This window comes from Nocardioides sp. NPDC054178 (assembly GCF_055585005.1).
In genome coordinates, this window is sequence record NZ_JBVJKY010000004.1 from 424,574 (window position 1) to 443,563 (window position 18,990).

Sequence of the window (18,990 nt, forward strand, 5' to 3'; positions counted from 1 at the left end):
CGGAATTTCTCTCGTAGGGCAGCGGTGAGGGGGTTCCTATTCTGAGGCGACCTGTTCTCAGATCGAAGGGTGGAACCGTGACTGTTCGACGGCTGAGGGGCTCCGGGGGCACGCTGCGCGTGCTCGTCGGGATCGCGTCCCTCCTTGCACTGAGTATCCCGCTTTTCGGAGCACCTCCCAGCGCTGCGGATGTCGGCACCGCCGCCGGCGCCCGCTGCGAGAATCTCACCGAGCTCTCCGTGCCGGACACCGAGATCATCGCCGGCGATCTCGTCCCCGCCGGCGACTACGTGGACGCGACGGGCCGGGTCCATCGCAACCTGCCCGAGTTCTGCCGGGTGACCGCGAGCGTCGCACCGAGCCTGACGTTCGAGGTCTGGATTCCGGCGACCACCTGGAACGAGAGGTTCCTGGGAGTCGGCAACGGTGGCTTCGCCGGGAACATCAGCTACAGCGCGATGGCCCCGGCCCTCTCGGCCGGCTACGCGACGGCGTCCACCGACACGGGCCACTCCAACTCCGACTCGACCAACGCCTGGATCAGCGATCCGACCCAGCTCGAGATGTGGGGGCGGACCTCGATCCACCTGATGACGGTGCGTGCCAAGCAGATCCTGACCGCCTACCACGGGACGGCGCCGAAGTTCTCCTACTTCGAAGGTGGCTCGACGGGTGGCCGACAGGCGATGGACGAGGCGGAGTTCTTCCCCGGCGACTACGACGGCATCGTCTCGCACAGCCCGGGCATGGACTACAGCCATGTGATGATGGCCGTGCTGTGGACGGCGCAGCGCCTCGCGGAGAGCCCGAGCGGTGCGCTCGACAGCGATGACCGCACGCTCCTCAACGACGCCGTGCTGGCTGCGTGTGGTGGCCGGGACGGGGTCGCGGGCGACCCGTTCCTCAATGATCCGCGGGACTGTCACTACAACGTCAAGCTGCTGGAATGCCGCCCCGGCACGAGCGTGGGGTGCCTGACGGCGGAGCAGGTCAGGACGGTGGAGCACGTCTACACCGCGGCCACCAACCAGGGGACCGGTGAGCACCTCTACCCGGGATTCGCCTACGGCAGCGAGGCGGCGTGGAACTTCGCAGCGGAGCAGCAGTCGCTCATCTCCTATCCGCAGGCGCTGCTCGGCCGGGCCGTGTTCGACGATCCCGCCTGGGACTGGCGCACCTTCGACTGGGATGAGGACGTGAAGCTGGTGGAGGAGAAGCTGAGCCCCAAGATCGACCCCACGCGTACCGATCTCTCGAAGTTCGCCGAAGGCGGCGGCAAGCTGATCATGACCCAGGGATGGGCCGACCCGTTCCAGTCGGGCAGCCTCCCGATCGAGTACTACACGCGAGTCCTCCTCGAGCAGGACGGCACCACCCCGCGCTCGGCTCTGCGAGACGTTCAGGAGTTCTACCGCCTCTTCATGATCCCCGGCGGTGGGCATGTCACCGGAGGCGTGGGACCCAACTCGTTCGACGCTCTGTCCGCGGTGCGGGCCTGGGTCGAGCAGGGGATCGCGCCGAAGCAGATGGTCGCGACCAAGTACGAGAACGACCGCCCCGAGAACCGGGTCGTGATGACGCGGCCGTTGTGCGCCTATCCCCAGATCGCGGGTTACCGGGGAGCCGGGCCCACCACGGAGGCGAGCAGCTTCCGGTGCGAGGACGATTGGGGCGATTTCGCCCAGGACGTGGCACGCGAGCGGCAGCGCATGCGGGTCCGGGAGCGGAACGACTGACGGTCAACCGCTGGTTCGCGTCTCGCCCGCTCGATCGGTGTTGCCCAGGTAGCCCGCGGTGAGCGCGACCATCTCCTCCAGCACGGCCTCGCGCGGGTAGGGCGGCCGGTCGAGCACCCAGCGCAGCGCGATGTTCTCCATCGCCACCACCAGCACCCACGCGGTCAGCTGCGGGTCGGGGCGGGTCCTCACGACCGCCCCGGCCTGCAGGTAGGCGGCGGTGAGGTCGCGTACGCGGGTGACCAGTGCTGCGTGGCGGTCCCGGTTGCGGGAGGCGGGGAGCTCCTCGATCAGGACGCGCAGGAGAGTCGGATCCTGCTCCAGCCCGGCGAGGAGCGCGTCGGCGACCGACCGGATCGCCGGCGTCCCGGTGCTGCTCGCCTGGAGCGCCAAGGCCGAGGCGGTGCGCTCGGAGACATCCTCCCAGTAGCGGTCGATCACGATGTCGAGGATCGAGGCCTTGTCGGAGAAGTACTGGTAGAGCGAGCCGGGGCTGATCCCGGCGGCGGCCGCCACGCGGTTGGTCGAGAACGTCTCGTAGCCGTCCTCGACCAGCACCCGGCGCCCGGCCGCCAGGATGCGCTCGACCGTCGCCTTGGAGCGGGCCTGGGTAGGTGTCTTGCGCACGGTCCCACGGTAGGCGGAACGCGAGTTGAAAGCGAGCTTCTGCTCGCATCACGCTGGAGGTATGACCACACTCGCGCAGCAGGGCACCCAACCCCACGGATTCCCCACACGATTTCGCGAAGGTGAGGCGCGCAGCCGCCGTCTGGGCCGGCCGTTACGCCTCCTGGGGCGCATCGAGGAGGTCGACGAGGAGCTGATGGAACGGATCGGGCGGGCGTTCGGCGAGCGGGACGAGGCCGGCGCGCGGCTCGCGGAGGCGATCCGGATGCGAGCCGGGAACACCGGCAAGGTCACGATGACCCAGCTGCGTACGGCCCTGGAGGACGGTGTCGCGGCGGTCGAGTCGCCGCCTGCGGCGCTCGCCGAGTTCTTCGCGAAGGTCGAGGCGACCCCGGACTGGGTCGACTGGGACCTCGTGGACGAGGGCGGTCGCGTGTTCGCGCGCCTGGGCCAGAACGCGGCCGACGTGCTCCTGCAGCTCTCGCTCATCAGCGGCTACCGGTTCGGTGGCCCGCCGGACCTGCTCGTGGCCACCGGCGGCCTGACCGGCAGCACCACCCGGCGGCGCCTGGCCGAGACCCAGCACTGGGCGGTGAGCCTGCGTCGGCCCGGGGCGCTCCGGCCGCCGGAGCCGGGCTCGCCGTCGGGGGAGGCCTGGCGGCTCACCGTCCACGTCCGGGCCATGCACGCGCTGGTCAACGCCGGGTTCGAGAAGCGGTGGGAGACCGACAGGTGGGGGCTGCCGATCAACCAGGCCGACCAGGCGGCCACGCTGGGCCTGTTCGACGGCGTGCTCATCATCGGGTGCCGCGCGCTCGGCGTGCCGGTCTCCCGGCGGGACGCCCGGGCGCTGATGCATCTGTGGAAGTACGTCGGCTGGCTCATGGGCGTCGAGGAGGACTTCCTCGTCGACGACGAGTGGGAGCGGCACCGGATCAACTACCACGTGCTGCTCTCCCAGGCGGAGATCTCCGAGGCCGGACCGCAGCTGGCGCAGGCGGCGGTCGCGATCCAGCGCGAGCGCCACTACCCGGGCTGGCCGGGACCGTTGCGGCGGGTGCGTGGGTGGTACGAGACGGAGCGGCTGCTCTCGATGCTGACCGTCTTCCTCGGGACGAGGTCGATGCGCGAGCTCGGCCTGCCGACGAGGCCGCCGTGGGCGCACGCCTACGTGGTGCCGCTGAACCTGGTCAGGTATCGGGTCTTCGGTCGCAGCGCGAAGGGCCGCGCCCGCCTGGAGAGGCGAGGTGACCGCAATGCCGACGCGCTGCTGGCCAGCTACTTCGGCACCGAGCGAGCGGCGGTCGGCGATCTCCCGGCGTGAGCGGGTCAGCCGCGGGCGGCGCCGGGAGGAGTGAGGGCGGCCTGCACGGTGCCGTCGATCAGGCCGGCCGCGTCCGAGGCCTCGATCTCGCCGCGGTAGACGGCGCCCGAGGCCGCGTGCAGGACGCTCTGGAGCAGGGTCAGCTGCCACTGCAGCGGCTGGTCGTCGCGGAAGCTGCCGTCGCGGCGACCGCGCTCCATGAGCGGCTTCCAGCGGTCGATCAGCCCCAGGTGAACCGCCTGGAACTGCTCGTGGGGCATGCTCTGCTCGGCGGCGACGATCAGCGCGCCGTACTGCTGGGTCAGTCGCCAGGACGCCTCGAGGAGCCTGCTGAGGGCGGCTCGCGGGTCGCCGTCGAGGTCGACCGCGCCGAGCGCCTCGTCGGACTGCCGGATCGCGCGCTCGACGACCTGGGTCACCAGCGTGGCCCGGGACTCGAAGTGGCCGTAGAGCGTGACCCGCCCGACGCCTGCCGCCTTGGCGATGTCGGCGACGCTGACGTCGGGGTCGCGGGCGAGACAGGCGGTCGCCGCGTCCATGATCGACTCGATGTTCTTGCGTGCGTCGGCGCGCTTGAGGGTCGTCACGGCCGGAACCTCCCACGAGATGGTGAGCATCAGGATATCGGTCGAGCCTCCCCGTTCCACGCGCACATCACCTTGGCGCGGACAGTGGCGCCGAGGCGCCGGTAGAACCGGATCGCGGCGTCGTTGTCGGGTTGTACGCCCCAGGTGATCGTGAGGCCCCCGGCGCGCTCGGCCAGCGCGGTCATCAGCAGCCGTCCGACACCGGCGTCGCGACGGCCCGGGCGGACGTAGAGGTCGTCGAGAGCGATGATGTCGCTGCCCGACCACAGGTGCAGGCGGCGTACGGCCGAGACGTAGCCGACCGGCTCCCGGCCGATCTCGGCGAGCAGCACGATGATGTCGGGGCGCTGGAGGTAGCCGGCCCACTGCTCGGCGGTCACGGTGACCGCGTCGGACTGGGCCTGGTGCGCGGCGATCTCGCCGATGAGCGTGCGGACGGTCTCGGCGTCCTCCGGGGTGGCTCGGCGGACGCCGACCTCCGGCGTGGGCGCGGTCATGCCGGCTCCCGGTCGGACGCGGCGTGCGCATGGTGGGCGTGGCTCCCGGAGTACTCGCCGGGGCGCGCGAGCATCGCGGCGAGCATGAGGAGCAGCATGAGCACGTGGCCCAGCAGCATCAGGCCGTCGGCGTCGATGATGTCGAGCCAGAGGAACGGGAAGAGGACCACGAAGCCGGCGTACATCGCGGTCGACATCTCCACGACCGGCCTCCAGCCGTGTCCGCGAAAGCGCATCCAGGCGGCCATCGGGATCACCATCGTGGTGGCCATGACCAGCGAGTCGACGTCGGCGCGATGCACCCACGCGTCCTCGGCCAGGCCGGCGGTGGAGAGCATCCAGAGCGGGTAGATCACCATCATCCCGACGAGCATCGCGACGACCATCTGGAGGTAGTGGAGCGCGAACGAGCGCGCACGCGATCTCGGGCGGTGGGTGGTCGTCATGACACGGTCTCCTCGGCGGCCTCGGTGGATGCCGGTCGGCCCGGGATCAGGGCCCCGGCGAGGACGGCGGCGAGCGCTGCGATCACGGCTGCGACCAGGTACGCCCGCTCGAAGCCGTCGGTGGTGCCGTCCACGAGGCTGGCCGCGGCGACGCCGGACATCACCGCGGCGCCGAGCGAGGCGCCGAGCTCGTGGAAGGTGCTCAGGATGCCGGAGGCGACGCCGGCCAGGTGGGGTTCGACCTGGCTCAGGGCGGTCGCGGCCGCGACCACGAAGAGGACGCCGAGGCCGGCGGAGCCGACGCTGACCGCGATCACGGTGGACAGCGTGCTCATGCTGATCGCGGGTACGACCAGCCCGGCGGCGGCGATCAGCAGCCCGGCGATCCCGAGGGTGCGCGCGCCGAGGCGGCCGATCAGCCTGCCGGCCAGCTGCGCGCCGACCATGGTCGCGGCCGCGACGGGCAGGAACAGCAGCCCGGTCGCGAGCGGACCGTGCCCGGCGGCGCCCTGCAGGTAGAACGTCCCGAGGAAGAAGACCGCGACCATCAGCCCGGTCGCGACGAACAGCACGAAGGTGCCGGACAGGACCGGTCGCCGCGTGACCAGGCCCGGATCGATCAGCGGGTGCGACGTACGTCGCAGCCAGCCGCCCAGGACGGCGTAGCCGATGATCCCGGCGCCGATGAGGACCAGGGTGCGGCCCGACGTCCAGCCCTCGTCGCCGGCCTCGATGAAGCCCAGGATCAGCAGCCCGGTGGAGGCGGTGACGATCAGTGCGCCGACGAGGTCGAGACGGACGCCGCCTCCCCAGGCGGGCAGCGGCGGGAGCAGCCGCGCCAGCAGGATCGCCACGACGATGCCGACGGGCACGTTGATCAGGAAGACCCACTCCCAGCCCGGTCCGGCGGTCAGCGCGCCGCCGAGGAGCACGCCGATCGCCGCCCCGCCGGCCCCGAGCGCCGACCAGATCCCGAGCGCGCGGTTGCGCTCCTCGCCGTCGAAGAGCCTCACCACGATCGAGAGGGCAGCGGGGGAGAGCATCGCCGCCCCGACGCCCTGCGCGACCCGGCCGCCGATGGCCAGCTCCGCGCTGGTGGCGAGGCCGGTCGCCAGCGACGCCAGGGTGAACACGGTCAGCCCCGCCAGCACCACCGGCTTCGGGCCGAACAGATCGGCGGACCGGCCACCGAGCAGCATCAGGCCGCCGAAGGCCAGCGTGTACGCACTCACCACCCAGGTCAGCGCATCGCGCCCCAGGCCGAGGTCGGCGCCCATGTGCGGTAGCGCGATCGCCACCACGGTGACGTCCAGGATCAGCATGAACTGCGCCAGCCCCAGCAACCCGAGCAGCCGCCATCGGCGCGGGTCGGCGGACTGGTCGACGACGTCGTCGGCGTTGGTGTCTGGGGTCATGGGGCATCTCCTGAGGCGTACAAGTCGAACACTGGTGTACGAGATCCTAACTCGAACATGTATGTTCGACAACGCTATTTGCCGGGGCGCCACCCCTTGCACGGTCTCGGTGCCGGATCCATGGTGGGAACAGCGATGGATCACCTCGGCCCGTCGGGAAGCATCGAGAGAAGGGGCAGGACCATGTCTTCACACACCTACCGCGTCACCGAGATCGTCGGGACCTCCGACGAGGGACTCGAGCAGGCGATCCGCAACGGGGTCGGCCGCGCAGGTCAGACCCTGCGGCACCTGGACTGGTTCGAGGTCACGCAGATCCGCGGACACGTCGACGACGACGGCATCCAGCACTTCCAGGTCGGGCTGAAGGTCGGCTTCCGGATGGAGGACGAGTGACGGCGCCGCGGAGCTGATCAGGGAGGTCTATGCCGGGTCGCGGGGCAGCACGCCCGGCCCTTCGCGGAGCTCGAAGACGAGCTGCGTCTCGGTCTGCCGTACGACCCGATGGACGGTCACGTGCTGCAGGACGAAGTCGCGCAGCGCCTCGGCGTCCTCGACGGCCACGTGGAGGTGGAAGTCATCGGCGCCGGCGACGTGGAAGGCCTGGATCACGCCGGGCGTCGTGGCCAGATCGTCGTAGAGCTTCTCGACGTGCTCCTTGCTGTGGCTGCCGAGGCGGACCTTGATCACGGCCTGCAGCGGGTAGCCGAGGGAGCGGACGTCGACGTCGAGGCGGCGGCCGGCTATGACGCCGCTGTCGCGCAGGGCTCGCAGCCGGTAGGCGCAGGTCGACTCGGCGAGACCGAGACGTGTCGCGAGGGCCTTGTTGGTGAGCTCGGGGTTGTCGCCGAGCTCGCTCAGGATGCGGCGGTCGATGGAGTCGAGGGCAGCTGCGGACGGTTGTACTTTCGCCAACGGGATTCACCTGGATCACTGGTCGAGTTGCTCGAAGATCGCAGTATCGGCGTTTCGACGGGATCTTCGACAATCGATATGGCCCGATCTTGTGGTTCCCGCCAGCATCGAGCCATGCCGACTGCTGACCCCCACCTCGACTCGCTCGCCGTCCACGCCGGACGGGAGGACCTGGCGATGCTCGGCGTCCACGCCCTGCCGCTGGACCTGTCCTCGACCAATCCGCTGCCCGACATCGAGCGCGGCGGCGCCTCCTATGAGGCCATGGCGACCGGCGGTCATCCGAACCCGGAGGGTGGGTACGTCTACCAGCGGCTGTGGAACCCCACCGTCGCGCGGTTCGAGTCTGCGCTGGCTCGGCTCGAGCAGGCCGAGACGTCGGTCGCGTACGCCTCGGGGATGGCGGCCATGACCGCGGCGATCATCGCGAGCACGTCCTTCAGCGGCAAGCGGCACATCGTCGCGGTCCGTCCGCTCTACGGCGGCACCGACCACCTGCTCGCCTCGGGTCTGCTCGGCGTCGAGGCGACCTTCTGTGCCGAGCACGAGGTCGCCGCCTCGGTGCGCGCCGACACCGCGCTGGTGGTGCTGGAGACCCCGGCGAACCCGACCCTCGATCTCGTCGACATCGCGGGCGTCGTCGCGGCCGCCGGTGACGTACCTGTGCTCGTGGACAACACCTTCGCCACCCCGGTCCTGCAGAACCCGCTCACGCTGGGCGCGGCGATGTCGCTGCACAGCGCCACCAAGTACATCGGAGGCCACGGCGACGTCGTGGGCGGCGTGATCGCCTGCGACGAGGAGACCGCGGCGCTTCTTCGCCAGGTCCGCGCGGTCACCGGCGGCCTCCTGCACCCCCTCGGGGCGTATCTCCTGCATCGCGGCCTCGCCACCCTGCCGACCCGTGTCCGCGCCCAGCAGGCTGCCGCCGTCGAGATCGCCGCGTGGTTGGGGTCGCACCGCGCAGTCGAGCAGGTCTTCTTCCCGGGTCTCCACGACGATCGCGGCCTGGTCGGGAAGCAGATGAGCGGCCCCGGCGCCATGATCGCGATCGCCCTGCGCGGCGGGTACGAAGCCGCCGCCCGCCTCACCTCCTCCGTCCAGCTCTTCACCCACGCCGTCTCCCTCGGCGGCGTCGACTCCCTCATCCAGCACCCCGCCGGCCTCACCCACCGCCCCGTCGCCGCCCACGCCAAGCCCTCCGCGAACCTGGTACGCCTCTCGATCGGCCTCGAGAGTGTCGAGGACCTGACCGCCGACCTCGACGCCGCACTCTCGGGCACCGCGGCCCCGTTTGCTCGCGCCGTCGAGACCGCGGACCGCGGTCTGGCGCCCGAGTTCGCCTGAGGGGACGCTGTCGACCGACAACCTGCCCCGGGTGCGCTACGAGACCGTCGAGGCTGGGTTGGTGCTCAGCACCCGCTGCGCCACGGCGGTGGTCGACTCGACACCGAGGAAGCCCACGACCCGGGTGACGCGGTCGATGTCGAGGGGGAGGAGGCCGGGGGTGCCGGGGATGTCGGGGGTGAGGCGGAGGTCGAGGTCGTCGCGGCAGGTCATCATCCGCAGGTTGAAGTCGTAGCGCTCCCGGGCGTCGGGGGCGGAGAGGGCGCGGACGACGCGCGTGCTGATGCGGCGTACGCCGGTGGCGGCGGCCCACGCGTCGAGGACCTCGGTCACCTTCTGCCCCTGGTTGTCGCCGATGTCGGACCAGACGCCGTCCATCGGGCCGAACTGGTCGAGGAGCGCGGCGGCGGTCTTCTCGCCGATGCCGCTCACGCCGGGCAGGTTGTCGCTGGCGTCGCCGCGTAGGGCGGCGAACTCGAGGTAGCGGGAGGCCGGCACGCCGTACATCGCATACAGCCGGGCGGGGTTGAGCAGGGGCGAGCCGTTGATCCCGCCGTTGATCAGCCGCAGGACCCGGGTGTGCTCGCTGATAAGCGCGAATGCGTCGCGGTCGGAGGTGATCACGACGCAGTCCCACCCGTTGCGGCCGGCCCACGCGGCGCCGGAGGCGTTGACGTCGTCGGCCTCGAGGCCCGGGGGAGTGAGGGTCGCGAGGCCGAGGGCATCGAGCATCGCCCCGGCCCGCTCGAGCTGCTCGACCAGGAGCGGGTCCTTCTCGGCGCGCCCGGCCTTGTAGTCGGGATAGGCGTCGCGGCGTACGGACGCGGTGCGGTCGTCGAGACCGAAGAGCACCGCGTCGGGGGCGAAGGCGTCGATCGAGTCGAGGATCTGCCGCAGCATGCCGTGCAGCGCCCAAGCGGGTCGGCCGGCCCGGTCGATCATGCGGGTGTGTGCCCGGGCGTGGTGGTTGCGGTGGAGCAGCGACGGGGCGTCGACGACGAGCAGGAGGCGGCGGGCGCTGGGTGAGCTGGTCATCGACATCGTGTTCATCGTAGGGGGTCGCGTGCTCGAAGAAGCTCCGGCGTGAGCGGCTGTCGCGCGCACCGCCCACCCCCGAGCGAAATTGGTGACCGGAGTCACACGAACCCATTGCCCCCGCGACCCTTCTTCCTCTAGCCTTCCATTGGGTAGAAGGAAGCTTCCACGATACGAAATCCTCGAGAAGCGGATGAACCTGCCATGACACAGCTGCAGAGACTGACCGCGACCGCGCGAGCGCTCCTCCCCGAGGACGGTGTGATCACCGACCCCGCCCGGCTGCGGACGTATGAGTGTGACGGGCTGGCGCACTATCGGGTCACGCCGGCACTCGTCGTGATCCCGGAGACCGCCGAGCAGCTGGCCGAGATCGTGCGGTGCTGTGCCGAGCAGCAGATCCCGTACGTCGCCCGCGGCTCCGGCACCGGGCTCTCGGGCGGCAGCCTGCCCCATGCCGAGGGCGTCCTGGTGGTCACCTCGCGGCTGCGGAGCATCAAGGAGGTCCGGCGCGATGACCAGCGCGCCGTGGTCGATCCCGGCGTCATCAACCTCGACGTGACCCGCGCGGCGACCCCCGAGGGCTACTACTACGCGCCGGACCCCTCGAGCCAGCAGATCTGCTCGATCGGCGGCAACGTCGCGGAGAACTCCGGCGGCGCCCACTGCCTCAAGTACGGCTTCACCACCAACCATGTGCTCGGCGCCGAGTTCGTGACCGCCGCCGGTGACCGCGTACGTCTCGGCGGGGACGCTCCCGACAGCCCCGGCTACGACCTGCTCGGTGCCGTGGTCGGGTCGGAGGGCACGCTCGGGATCGTCACCGAGGTGACGGTGCGGCTGGTGCGGCTGCCGGAGAAGGTGGTCACCCTGCTGGTGGGCTTCGACTCCACCGACCGCGCCGGCGCGGCGGTGTCCGCGATCATCGCGGCCGGCATCGTACCGGCGGCGATCGAGATGATGGACGCGCTGGCGATCGAGGCCGCCGAGGCCGCGGTGAGCTGCAACTACCCCGACGGCGCGGGCGCGGTGCTGGTCATCGAGTTGGACGGACCGGCTGCCGAGGTGGACGCCGAGTACGCCGACGTGGTCCGGTTCTGCGAGGAGACCGGTGCTTTCGAGATCCGCACCGCGCAGACCCCCGAGGAGCGGTTCCTGATCTGGAAGGGCCGCAAGTCGGCCTTCGCGGCCGTCGGCCGGATTAGCCCCGACTACATCGTCCAGGACGGCGTCATCCCGCGCACCGCCTTGCCCGAGGTGCTGCGGGCGATCACGGAGCTCTCCGAGCGCTCCGGCGTACGCGTCGCCAACGTCTTCCACGCCGGTGACGGCAACCTGCATCCGCTCGTGCTCTTCGACGACGCCGTCCCCGGAGCCGGCGATGCCGCCGAGGAGGTCAGCCGCGGGATCCTCGACCTCTGCCTGCAGCACGGCGGCTCGATCACCGGTGAGCACGGGGTCGGTGCCGACAAGGCGGGCCACATGCCGAAGATGTACGCCGCCGACGACCTCGACACGATGCAGCTGGTCCGGTGCGCCTTCGACCCGGACCGGATCTCCAACCCGGGCAAGATCTTCCCGACGCCCCGGATGTGCGGTGAGCGTCCGGGCCGACGGCAGGGTGCGCACCCGCTCCAGGAGGCCGGCGTGGCGGAGGTCTTCTGATGTCCGACATCACCGTCTCCGGGGTCGCGCCGGGCCGCATCGAGCGCCCGACGAGCACCGCCGAGGTCGCCGAGCTCATGCGAGCCGCGGCGGCCGCGGGGGAGTCCGTGGTCCCGACCGGGGCAGGCACCAAGCTCGGCTGGGGCAACCCACCCACCTCGGCCGACATCCTGCTCGACCTATCCGCGCTCGACCGGGTGAGCGAGCACGCCTCCGGTGACCTGATCGCCACCGTGGGGGCCGGCACGCCGCTGGCCCGGCTGAAGGAGCACGTCGCCGGCGCCGACCAGCGCCTCGCCCTCGACGAGACGGTTCCCGGCACGACCGTCGGCGGTGCCCTGGCGACCAACACCAGCGGCCCGCTGCGGATGCTCGCCGGCACCATGCGCGACCTGCTCATCGGCGTGACGATGGTCCGCGCCGACGGGGTGGTCGCCAAGGCCGGTGGCAAGGTCGTCAAGAACGTCGCCGGCTACGACGTCGGCAAGCTCCTGGTCGGCTCGTACGGCACGCTCGCGGTGGTCACCGAAGCCACCTTCCGGCTCCACCCGGTCCCGCAGAGCCGCCGCTGGGTCGGAGTCGCCGCGCGCGACGCCGCGCACGCCGCCGAGCTCACCCAGGCGGTCCTGCACTCCCAGACGGTGCCGTCAGCTCTGGAGGTGGACGCCACCGCCGGCGGGGTGCGAGTCGACGTCCTGGTCGAGGGACGCCCGGAGGGCGTGGCGGGACGTACGACCGTCCTGACCGAGCTGCTCCCCGGCGCCGAGACCAGCGAGGAGCCTCCCGCCGGCTGGGGCCGTTACCCGTGGGACGACACCACCGACAGCCGTCTCGGGATCAAGGTGACCTTCCGGCTCTCCGGCCTCGCCGACGTGCTCGAGGCCGCCGGGGAGCTCGACCTGCGTGGTTCGGCCGGTGTCGGCGTCGCGTACGTCTCCATCCCGGTCGACCGCGACATCACCGAGATCCGGGCGGTCCTCGCTCGGCTGCGCGAGACCACCGCACGCCACGGCGGCAGCGCCGTGGTCCTCGACGCCCCGCAGGAGCTGAAGCCGCAGCTGGACCTGTGGGGACCGGTCCCGGCGCTGGAGCTGATGCGCCGGGTCAAGGACGAGTTCGACCCCGACCACCGGCTCAGCCCGGGCCGCTTCGTAGGAGGGATCTAGTCCGATGACGGACATCGACATCCGGAACATGGGCGCCTTCGACGAGGAGCACCCGCCCGACCAGCAGCTGCTCGACGACTGCGTGCACTGCGGCTTCTGCCTGCCGACCTGCCCCACCTACCTGCTGTGGGGCGAGGAGATGGACTCCCCACGCGGACGGCTCTACCTGATGAAGGAGGGCCTCGAGGGCGATCCGATGTCGGACTCGATGGTGCAGCACTGGGACAACTGCCTGGGCTGCATGTCGTGTGTGACGGCCTGCCCCTCGGGCGTCCGCTACGACACCCTCATCGAGCAGACCCGCGCTCAGGTCGAGCGCAACCATGTGCGTACGCCCCAGGAGAAGGCGCTGCGGAGCCTGATCTTCGCGATCTTCCCGCACCCCCGGCGGCTCCGGGCGATGCGCGGCCCGCTCAAGCTGCTGCAGCGCACCGGACTGGACCGTCGCCTGCGCCGAACCGGCCTGCTCGACCGGATGGCACCGCATCTGGCCGCGATGGAACGGCTCACCCCGACCATCACCGACGCCGAGCCGCTGCCCGAGCTCGTGCCTGCGGCGGGGGAGCGGCGGGCGGTGGTCGGTATGCTCACCGGCTGCGTACAGGGCGCGTTCTTCCCGGGCGTCAACGCCGCCACCGCACGGGTGCTCGCCGCAGAGGGCTGCGACGTGGTGATCCCGCCCGACCAGGGCTGCTGCGGCGCGCTCTCGGTGCACAACGGCCGCGAGCGGGAGGCCCAGGCGTACGCACGCCGGATCATCGACGCGTTCGAGGACGCCGGTGTCGAGCACATCGTCATCAACGCCGCCGGCTGCGGCTCGACGCTCAAGGACTACGCCCGGCTGCTCGCCGATGATCCCGCCTATGCCGCCAAGGCCGCGGACTTCGAGGGCAGGGTCCGCGACATCGCCGAGATCCTCGACGAGCTCGGCCCGGTCGCCGAACGTCACCCGCTCGACCTCACCATCGCCTACCACGACGCCTGTCACCTCGCCCACGCCCAAGGCGTACGCGCCCAGCCGCGGGCGCTGCTGAGGGGCATCCCCGGCATCGAGCTGCGCGAGATCGCCGAGGGCGAGATCTGCTGCGGCTCGGCCGGCATCTACAACATCCTCAACCCCGAGCCCGCCCGCGAGCTGGGCGAACGCAAGGCGCGCAACATCGTCGCCACCGGCGCCGAGGTGCTCGTCACCGCCAACCCGGGCTGTCTGCTCCAGGTCGCCTCGGCGATCAGCGCGCAGGGACATCAGCTCGGCATGGCCCATCTCATCGAGGTGCTCGACGCCTCGATCAGCGGCGCCTCACCTGAGGCTCTGCGCAGCCGCAGCATCTGAATCTCCGACAACTCAACCCCTACGTCTCGGGGCTCAACCCATCTCCCACACTCACGACCCTCGGAGTCGCCATGTTTGAGCCAGTAGCCGACCAGGTCGGCGGATCGCTTGTCCTCAGCGCCCTGTGCGGCGCCCTGCCCCTGATCACCATGTTTGTCCTTCTCGGCGGGCTCAGGATGAAGGCCTGGCAGGCCGGCATCATCTCGCTGGTGGTCGCCCTGGTCGTCGCCGTCGCTCTCTTCGAGATGCCGGCCGACGACGCCATCCTGTCCGCTGCCCAGGGCGCGTTGTTCTCGGGCTTCTTCCCGATCATGTGGATCGTCATCAACGCGGTCTTCGTCTACAACCTCACCGTGCACACCGGCCACTTCGACGTGCTGCGCCGGGCGTTCAGCAAGATCAGCGACGACCAGCGCATCCAGGCGCTGATCATCGCCTTCTGCTTCGGCGCGCTGCTGGAGGCGCTGGCCGGGTTCGGTACGCCCGTCGCGATCACCGTGGTGATGCTGATGGCGATGGGGTTCAAGCCGGTCAAGGCCGCGGCGGTCGCACTGATCGCCAACACCGCCCCGGTGGCGTACGGCGCGATGGCCTCGCCCATCAACGCGCTCTCGGACCAGACCGGCTTCAGCGTCGAGACGCTGGGCGCGATGGTGGGCCGCCAGACCCCGGTCCTGGCGGTCCTGGTGCCGCTCATCCTGGTCTTCGTGGTCGACGGCACCCGTGGTCTCAGGCAGACCTGGATTCCGGCGCTGCTCTGCGGCATCGGCTTCGGTCTCGCCCAGTTCGTGGCCTCGAACTACATCTCGGTGCCGCTCGCCGACATCATCGCCTCGCTCTTCTCCGTCCTGGTGGTCGTCGGCCTGCTGCGGGTGTGGCAGCCGCGGGAGAAGGTCTATGCCGAGGCGCTGGTCGGGGCCACAGCCGCAACCTCTGCCGGCTCTGCGCCCGGCTCCGGATCTGGATCCGGCTCGGGGTCAGGCACCCCGGCGGGCACCGGCGACGGCGAGGTGCGCGACAGCAGCCGAGAGGTCTTCAAGGCCTTCCTGCCGTACGCGATCATCGTGGTGATCTTTGTGATCGTCAGCATCCCCGCGATCAAGGACGCGCTGGCCCACCGGCCGTTCACCCTCTCCGGGACCGACTACACCCCGACGGTGATCTTCCCGGGGCTCGAGGACGTCGCCGGTGCTCAGGGTGGCTTCAAGTTCGACTGGTTCCCGGCCGCGGGCACGATGCTCCTGATCTCGGGCATCCTCACCGCGATCTGCCTCGGCATCCGGCCCGGCGCGGTCGCCAGGACGTACGGCGCGACCTACCGGCAGCTGGCTCCGGCCATCATCACCGTCATGGCCGTGCTCGGCCTGGCGTACGTCATGAACTTCTCCGGTCAGACCGGCTCGATCGGTGCCTGGCTGGCCGGCGCCGGCAGCGCGTTCGCCATCCTCTCGCCGATCCTCGGCTGGCTCGGTGTGGCGGTGACCGGCTCGGACACCTCCTCCAACGCCCTCTTCGGGCTCCTCCAGGTGACCACAGCGAAGGAGGCCGGGCTGGACCAGGTGCTGATGGCCGCCTCGAACTCGTCCGGTGGCGTGCTCGGCAAGATGGTCAGTCCGCAGAACCTCGCCATCGCTGCCGCGGCGGTCGGCATGGCCGGCAAGGAGGGCGAGATCTTCCGCAAGGTCTTCGGCTGGAGCATCGCCATGCTTGCCTTCATGTGCGTCCTGGTCGCCCTACAGTCGACTCCCGTGCTCGGCTGGATGGTCCCGTGACGTCCGGCCCAGCCGCCAGCCGCCGATCGGCAGCTCGAGCGCGGACTCCGGGCCCCAGGATCCCTGGGGATAGCTCTCCACGTCGGGCCGGTGCTCGAGGACCGGCTGGCAGATCTCCCACAGCCGCTCCACCTCGCGCGCGCTGGTGAACAGGGTCCGGTCGCCGTTCATGACGTCGAGGAGCAGCCGCTCGTAGGCCTCCAGCGGCCCGGCGTCCGGTGAGTCGCAGGCGAGGTCGAGGCGGAAGACGCCCTCGGTCAGCGCCATGCCGGGTCCGGGCCGCTTGGCCCGGACCTCGATCTCGATCCGGGCGTCGTCGCTCAGCTCGATGACCAGCTCGTTGGGCTCCGTCGCGCCAGGGTCGGCCGGCTGCAGCCAGCGGTGCCGCGGGTCGATGAACCGGATCGTGATCGTCCGGCGCCCGGCCGCGAGCGCCTTCCCGGTGCGCAGGTAGAACGGCACCCCGCGCCAGCGGTCGTTGTCGATCCACGCCTCGATCGCGACGTACGTCTCCACGTCCGAGTCGGGGGCGACGTCGGGCTCCTCGCGATAGCCGTCGTACTGCCCGAAGACCACGCGCTCGGGATCCAGCGGCCGCACGGCGGCGAAGGCGGCGGCCTTCGCCGCGCGGATCGCGCCTTCGCGGAAGGCGTGCGGGTCCTCCATCGCCACGAACCCGAGCAGCTGGCACAGGTGGGTGGTGACCATGTCGCGCAGGCAGCCGGTGCCCTCGTAGAAGCTGCCGCGTCCCGTGACGGTGAGCTTCTCGGGGACGTCGATCTGCACCGACTCGATGCTGTGCCGGTTCCAGGCGGGCTCGAAGAGGCCGTTGGCGAAGCGCAGCGCCAGCAGGTTCTGCACCGCCTCCTTCCCGATGAAGTGGTCGATCCGGAAGATCTGCTTCTCGTCGAACGCCTCGCTGAGCACGGAGTCGAGCTCGCGCGCCGAGGCGAGATCGGTCCCGAACGGCTTCTCCGCGACCAGCCGGCTGCGGACGTTCAGCCCCTCCCGGGCCAGCATCCCGACCATCGGCTCCACCGCCTGCGGCGGCACGGAGAGATAGAGCAGCCGCTGTACGTCGCCCACCGTCTGCCCGCTCGCCAGCGCGAGCCGGTCCTCGGCCTCGTGCACCGCCTCGGCCAGGTCGGTGCCGTCCTCGGCGGAGGAGGGCACGAACCGGATCCGCTCCAGCAGCGGCCCGGCGACGGTCTCGTCGACGTCGCCGACGAACTCCTTCAACGCCTGGCGTACGTGGCCACGGAACTCGTCGTCGGTCCCCGGCGAGCGCCGCCCGCTGCCGATGACCGCGAGGTGGTCGGGCAGCCGTTTCGCCAGGGCGAGCCGGTACAGCCCGGGGAACAGTTTCCGCGCGGCCAGGTCACCGGTCGCGCCGAAGAGGACGAGTACGTGCGGGGCTGGTTTGGTGGACACATGCCCAGTCTCCGCCACTCGCGGTAATCCGTGCCAGGGACTCGCGCTACCACTCACGCGCGATGCGATGTAGTCGACACCGAGGCCCAATAGCATCGAGGACAGCGAGAGGAGTTGGTCACGGTGGCCATGCAGACCTCGACGGTGAGACCGTACGCCGATTCGGACTTCGAGCAGCTCGTCGGCTTGCTGAGCCAGAGGGAGTCGATTCCCGGGCAGCCCCGAGTGTCTCCTCAGATGGTCCAGGCGGCGCTGGACGGCACCAGCCCGATCGACGGCGGTTGGTGGGCAGAGCTGACGAACCTTCTCGACGAAGGCATGGAGGGTCTGCCTATCCATCTGCGTCCCGACATTCACCAGGCACTTCTCTCGCGTGGTTTCGCCGGCGAGGACATGTGGGTTTACATGCGGCGAGACCTCACCCCTCTGGATGCGCTGCTCGCTTCCGACGACCCCGTCGCCGCGTTCACGGTCGCCGCTGGCGAAGGCCGACAGATGGCAACCAGCGCTCTACCCTGGCGGCCGTGGTTGCGCTTGCCGTGAACATGCGAGGTTTGCGACGGCGTTCCCATGGCGTCGCTCGACGGTCGGATGGCAGGGTTGCGGTCATGGGCACGATCCACGGGGTCAAAGCGACCCCCGACGAGCTGACAGCGCTCGCGCTGACGGGCCATGGCCACTTCACCTCGATGCACGTCGAAGGAGGCGCCGTACGTGGCTTCGACCTGCATCTGGAGCGGTTGGTCAGGGACGCGAAGACGGTCTTCGGCGCCGATCTCGATCGTGAGTCTCTCGTGGCGGACATTCGCGACGCGATCGCCGGGACACCGGGGAGCTACACCCTGCGAGTGACGATGTTCGACCCGGCGATCAACCTCGGAAACGTCGGTACGGTCACAGCGAAGCCGGTCCCGCTCATCACGATCCGCCCCAGTCACGCGGTCGGGCTGCCGCCGCTACGAGTCAAGACGGTTGCGTTCCAACGCGACACACCAGGGGTCAAGCATGTCGGTCTGTTCGGCCCGCTCCATCACCGAGTCGCGGCGAAGAAGGCCGAATTCGATGACGTGCTGTTCACGGACCCCGCCAGCACGAACATCTCTGAGGGCAGCACCTGGAACATCGGATTCATCGCCGCCGACGGGACGGTGGTCTGGCCCGACGCGGCCGTACTTCCCGGTGTGACGATGGCTCTGCTCCGCGGCGGGAACAATCGTCATGTTGCGCAGGTGATCCCACTCGACCAGATCGGCCGCATGCAGGCGGCGTTTGCCACCAACGCGAGCGTAGGCGTACGTCCGATCAGCGTGATCGACGGCCGCCACTTTGACTCGGAGCACCCTGCGCTCGCCGAGTTGCAGGGAGCTTACGCAGCAATCCAGGCGCAAGGGTGAGTGCGGCCGCCACGCCGCTGACTGATCGGCGTTGCGAAGAGCGTGGACTGTCAACCAGGCTGGCACTGGCGTTTGCGCGACACGAGAGCATCGCGGCTGAGGGCTGACCAGCCAACGCCCAAGGCCCAGCGGTGCATCGGCCATGGGGCATGCTGCCGTGTCCTCGTCGGTTGGCTGCGAACCGGCGCCCACTGAAGGGCTGTTCGCCCCGGTGAAAGAAAGTTTTCTTTCACTCGTGGGTGGCAGAGCATCGCGTCGGAGGTCGAAGGGTCGTACCTCAAACAAAGTATCGACTGCACA

General features: G+C 70.3%; 18 protein-coding genes. 10 read left to right on the forward strand and 8 right to left on the reverse strand.

Annotated features, from left to right (window positions below; all coding sequences use genetic code 11):
• Nucleotides 1-77 precede the first annotated feature (77 nt).
• Entirely contained in the window at nt 78-1,736 is a 1,659-nt protein-coding gene (locus ACZ6WN_RS17950; RefSeq protein WP_465866430.1) for a tannase/feruloyl esterase family alpha/beta hydrolase, read from the forward strand.
• A gap of 3 nt (nt 1,737-1,739) precedes the next feature.
• Here ACZ6WN_RS17950 and ACZ6WN_RS17955 read toward each other — a convergent pair whose 3' ends face one another.
• A complete protein-coding gene (locus ACZ6WN_RS17955; RefSeq protein WP_465866431.1) occupies nt 1,740-2,363 on the reverse strand; it encodes a TetR/AcrR family transcriptional regulator in 624 nt (207 codons plus the stop codon).
• A gap of 61 nt (nt 2,364-2,424) precedes the next feature.
• On the opposite strand from ACZ6WN_RS17955, the gene ACZ6WN_RS17960 reads away from it, so the two are divergent.
• On the forward strand, nt 2,425-3,687 hold the full coding sequence (locus ACZ6WN_RS17960) for an oxygenase MpaB family protein (RefSeq protein ID WP_465866433.1): 1,263 nt from the start codon (nt 2,425-2,427) through the stop codon (nt 3,685-3,687).
• A gap of 5 nt (nt 3,688-3,692) precedes the next feature.
• Here the strand turns inward: ACZ6WN_RS17960 and ACZ6WN_RS17965 are convergent, their stop codons facing one another.
• Genes ACZ6WN_RS17965 through ACZ6WN_RS17980 form a run of 4 tightly spaced genes read right to left on the reverse strand, consistent with a single transcriptional unit; the run spans nt 3,693 to nt 6,632 of the window.
• Nucleotides 3,693-4,274, reverse strand: coding sequence for a TetR/AcrR family transcriptional regulator (locus tag ACZ6WN_RS17965; RefSeq protein WP_465866434.1), 582 nt, complete (start codon nt 4,272-4,274; stop codon nt 3,693-3,695).
• Between the two features lie 29 nt (nt 4,275-4,303).
• Nucleotides 4,304-4,771, reverse strand: coding sequence for a GNAT family N-acetyltransferase (locus ACZ6WN_RS17970; protein WP_465866436.1), 468 nt, complete (start codon nt 4,769-4,771; stop codon nt 4,304-4,306).
• Complete coding sequence (locus ACZ6WN_RS17975) at nt 4,768-5,217, reverse strand: hypothetical protein (RefSeq protein WP_465866438.1); 450 nt, start codon at nt 5,215-5,217, stop codon at nt 4,768-4,770. The genes ACZ6WN_RS17970 and ACZ6WN_RS17975 overlap by 4 nt, the downstream gene beginning before the upstream one ends.
• Complete coding sequence (locus ACZ6WN_RS17980; RefSeq protein ID WP_465866439.1) at nt 5,214-6,632, reverse strand: MFS transporter; 1,419 nt, start codon at nt 6,630-6,632, stop codon at nt 5,214-5,216. The genes ACZ6WN_RS17975 and ACZ6WN_RS17980 overlap by 4 nt, the downstream gene beginning before the upstream one ends.
• A 183-nt stretch (nt 6,633-6,815) precedes the next feature.
• Here ACZ6WN_RS17980 and ACZ6WN_RS17985 point away from each other — a divergent pair, with 183 nt between their 5' ends.
• Entirely contained in the window at nt 6,816-7,028 is a 213-nt protein-coding gene (locus ACZ6WN_RS17985) for a dodecin (protein WP_465866440.1), read from the forward strand.
• Nucleotides 7,029-7,055: 27 nt separating this feature from the next.
• Here ACZ6WN_RS17985 and ACZ6WN_RS17990 read toward each other — a convergent pair whose 3' ends face one another.
• Entirely contained in the window at nt 7,056-7,547 is a 492-nt protein-coding gene (locus ACZ6WN_RS17990; RefSeq protein ID WP_465866441.1) for an Lrp/AsnC family transcriptional regulator, read from the reverse strand.
• A 114-nt stretch (nt 7,548-7,661) separates the two neighbouring features.
• Here ACZ6WN_RS17990 and ACZ6WN_RS17995 point away from each other — a divergent pair, with 114 nt between their 5' ends.
• Nucleotides 7,662-8,894 carry a trans-sulfuration enzyme family protein gene (locus ACZ6WN_RS17995; RefSeq protein ID WP_465866442.1) on the forward strand — a complete coding sequence of 411 codons (1,233 nt, stop codon included), beginning with the start codon at nt 7,662-7,664 and terminating at the stop codon, nt 8,892-8,894.
• A gap of 36 nt (nt 8,895-8,930) precedes the next feature.
• Here ACZ6WN_RS17995 and ACZ6WN_RS18000 read toward each other — a convergent pair whose 3' ends face one another.
• Nucleotides 8,931-9,935, reverse strand: a complete 1,005-nt coding sequence (locus ACZ6WN_RS18000) for a 5'-3' exonuclease (RefSeq protein ID WP_465866443.1) — start codon at nt 9,933-9,935, stop codon at nt 8,931-8,933.
• 198 nt (nt 9,936-10,133) lie between these two features.
• On the opposite strand from ACZ6WN_RS18000, the gene ACZ6WN_RS18005 reads away from it, so the two are divergent.
• From ACZ6WN_RS18005 to ACZ6WN_RS18020, 4 genes are all read left to right on the forward strand, one after another.
• Complete coding sequence (locus tag ACZ6WN_RS18005; RefSeq protein WP_465866445.1) at nt 10,134-11,594, forward strand: FAD-linked oxidase C-terminal domain-containing protein; 1,461 nt, start codon at nt 10,134-10,136, stop codon at nt 11,592-11,594.
• Nucleotides 11,594-12,760, forward strand: coding sequence for an FAD-binding oxidoreductase (locus ACZ6WN_RS18010; RefSeq protein WP_465866447.1), 1,167 nt, complete (start codon nt 11,594-11,596; stop codon nt 12,758-12,760). The genes ACZ6WN_RS18005 and ACZ6WN_RS18010 overlap by 1 nt, the downstream gene beginning before the upstream one ends.
• A gap of 4 nt (nt 12,761-12,764) precedes the next feature.
• Entirely contained in the window at nt 12,765-14,093 is a 1,329-nt protein-coding gene (gene glcF, locus ACZ6WN_RS18015) for a glycolate oxidase subunit GlcF (protein ID WP_465866449.1), read from the forward strand.
• Between the two features lie 71 nt (nt 14,094-14,164).
• Entirely contained in the window at nt 14,165-15,865 is a 1,701-nt protein-coding gene (locus ACZ6WN_RS18020) for an L-lactate permease (protein WP_465866450.1), read from the forward strand.
• On the opposite strand, the gene zwf is transcribed toward ACZ6WN_RS18020, so the two are convergent.
• On the reverse strand, nt 15,827-17,296 hold the full coding sequence (gene zwf, locus ACZ6WN_RS18025) for a glucose-6-phosphate dehydrogenase (RefSeq protein ID WP_465866452.1): 1,470 nt from the start codon (nt 17,294-17,296) through the stop codon (nt 15,827-15,829). The genes ACZ6WN_RS18020 and zwf overlap by 39 nt on opposite strands.
• Before the next feature lie 123 nt (nt 17,297-17,419).
• Between zwf and ACZ6WN_RS18030 the strand changes: the two genes are divergently transcribed.
• The gene (locus ACZ6WN_RS18030) at nt 17,420-17,839 is read left to right on the forward strand and encodes a hypothetical protein (protein WP_465866453.1); all 420 of its coding nucleotides are present in this window, start codon (nt 17,420-17,422) and stop codon (nt 17,837-17,839) included.
• Between the two features lie 65 nt (nt 17,840-17,904).
• A complete protein-coding gene (locus ACZ6WN_RS18035; protein WP_465866454.1) occupies nt 17,905-18,690 on the forward strand; it encodes an aminotransferase class IV in 786 nt (261 codons plus the stop codon).
• Nucleotides 18,691-18,990 lie beyond the last annotated feature (300 nt).

Coding starts and splice junctions, on each gene's coding strand:
- ACZ6WN_RS17960 (WP_465866433.1), top strand. CDS start 2,425: ATGACCACACTCGCGCAGCAGGGCACCCAACCCCACGGATTCCCCACA.
- ACZ6WN_RS17970 (WP_465866436.1), bottom strand. CDS start 4,771: ATGACCGCGCCCACGCCGGAGGTCGGCGTCCGCCGAGCCACCCCGGAG.
- ACZ6WN_RS17975 (WP_465866438.1), bottom strand. CDS start 5,217: ATGACGACCACCCACCGCCCGAGATCGCGTGCGCGCTCGTTCGCGCTC.
- ACZ6WN_RS17980 (WP_465866439.1), bottom strand. CDS start 6,632: ATGACCCCAGACACCAACGCCGACGACGTCGTCGACCAGTCCGCCGAC.
- ACZ6WN_RS17985 (WP_465866440.1), top strand. CDS start 6,816: ATGTCTTCACACACCTACCGCGTCACCGAGATCGTCGGGACCTCCGAC.
- ACZ6WN_RS17995 (WP_465866442.1), top strand. CDS start 7,662: ATGCCGACTGCTGACCCCCACCTCGACTCGCTCGCCGTCCACGCCGGA.
- ACZ6WN_RS18000 (WP_465866443.1), bottom strand. CDS start 9,935: ATGTCGATGACCAGCTCACCCAGCGCCCGCCGCCTCCTGCTCGTCGTC.
- ACZ6WN_RS18005 (WP_465866445.1), top strand. CDS start 10,134: ATGACACAGCTGCAGAGACTGACCGCGACCGCGCGAGCGCTCCTCCCC.
- ACZ6WN_RS18010 (WP_465866447.1), top strand. CDS start 11,594: ATGTCCGACATCACCGTCTCCGGGGTCGCGCCGGGCCGCATCGAGCGC.
- glcF (WP_465866449.1), top strand. CDS start 12,765: ATGACGGACATCGACATCCGGAACATGGGCGCCTTCGACGAGGAGCAC.
- ACZ6WN_RS18020 (WP_465866450.1), top strand. CDS start 14,165: ATGTTTGAGCCAGTAGCCGACCAGGTCGGCGGATCGCTTGTCCTCAGC.
- ACZ6WN_RS18035 (WP_465866454.1), top strand. CDS start 17,905: ATGGGCACGATCCACGGGGTCAAAGCGACCCCCGACGAGCTGACAGCG.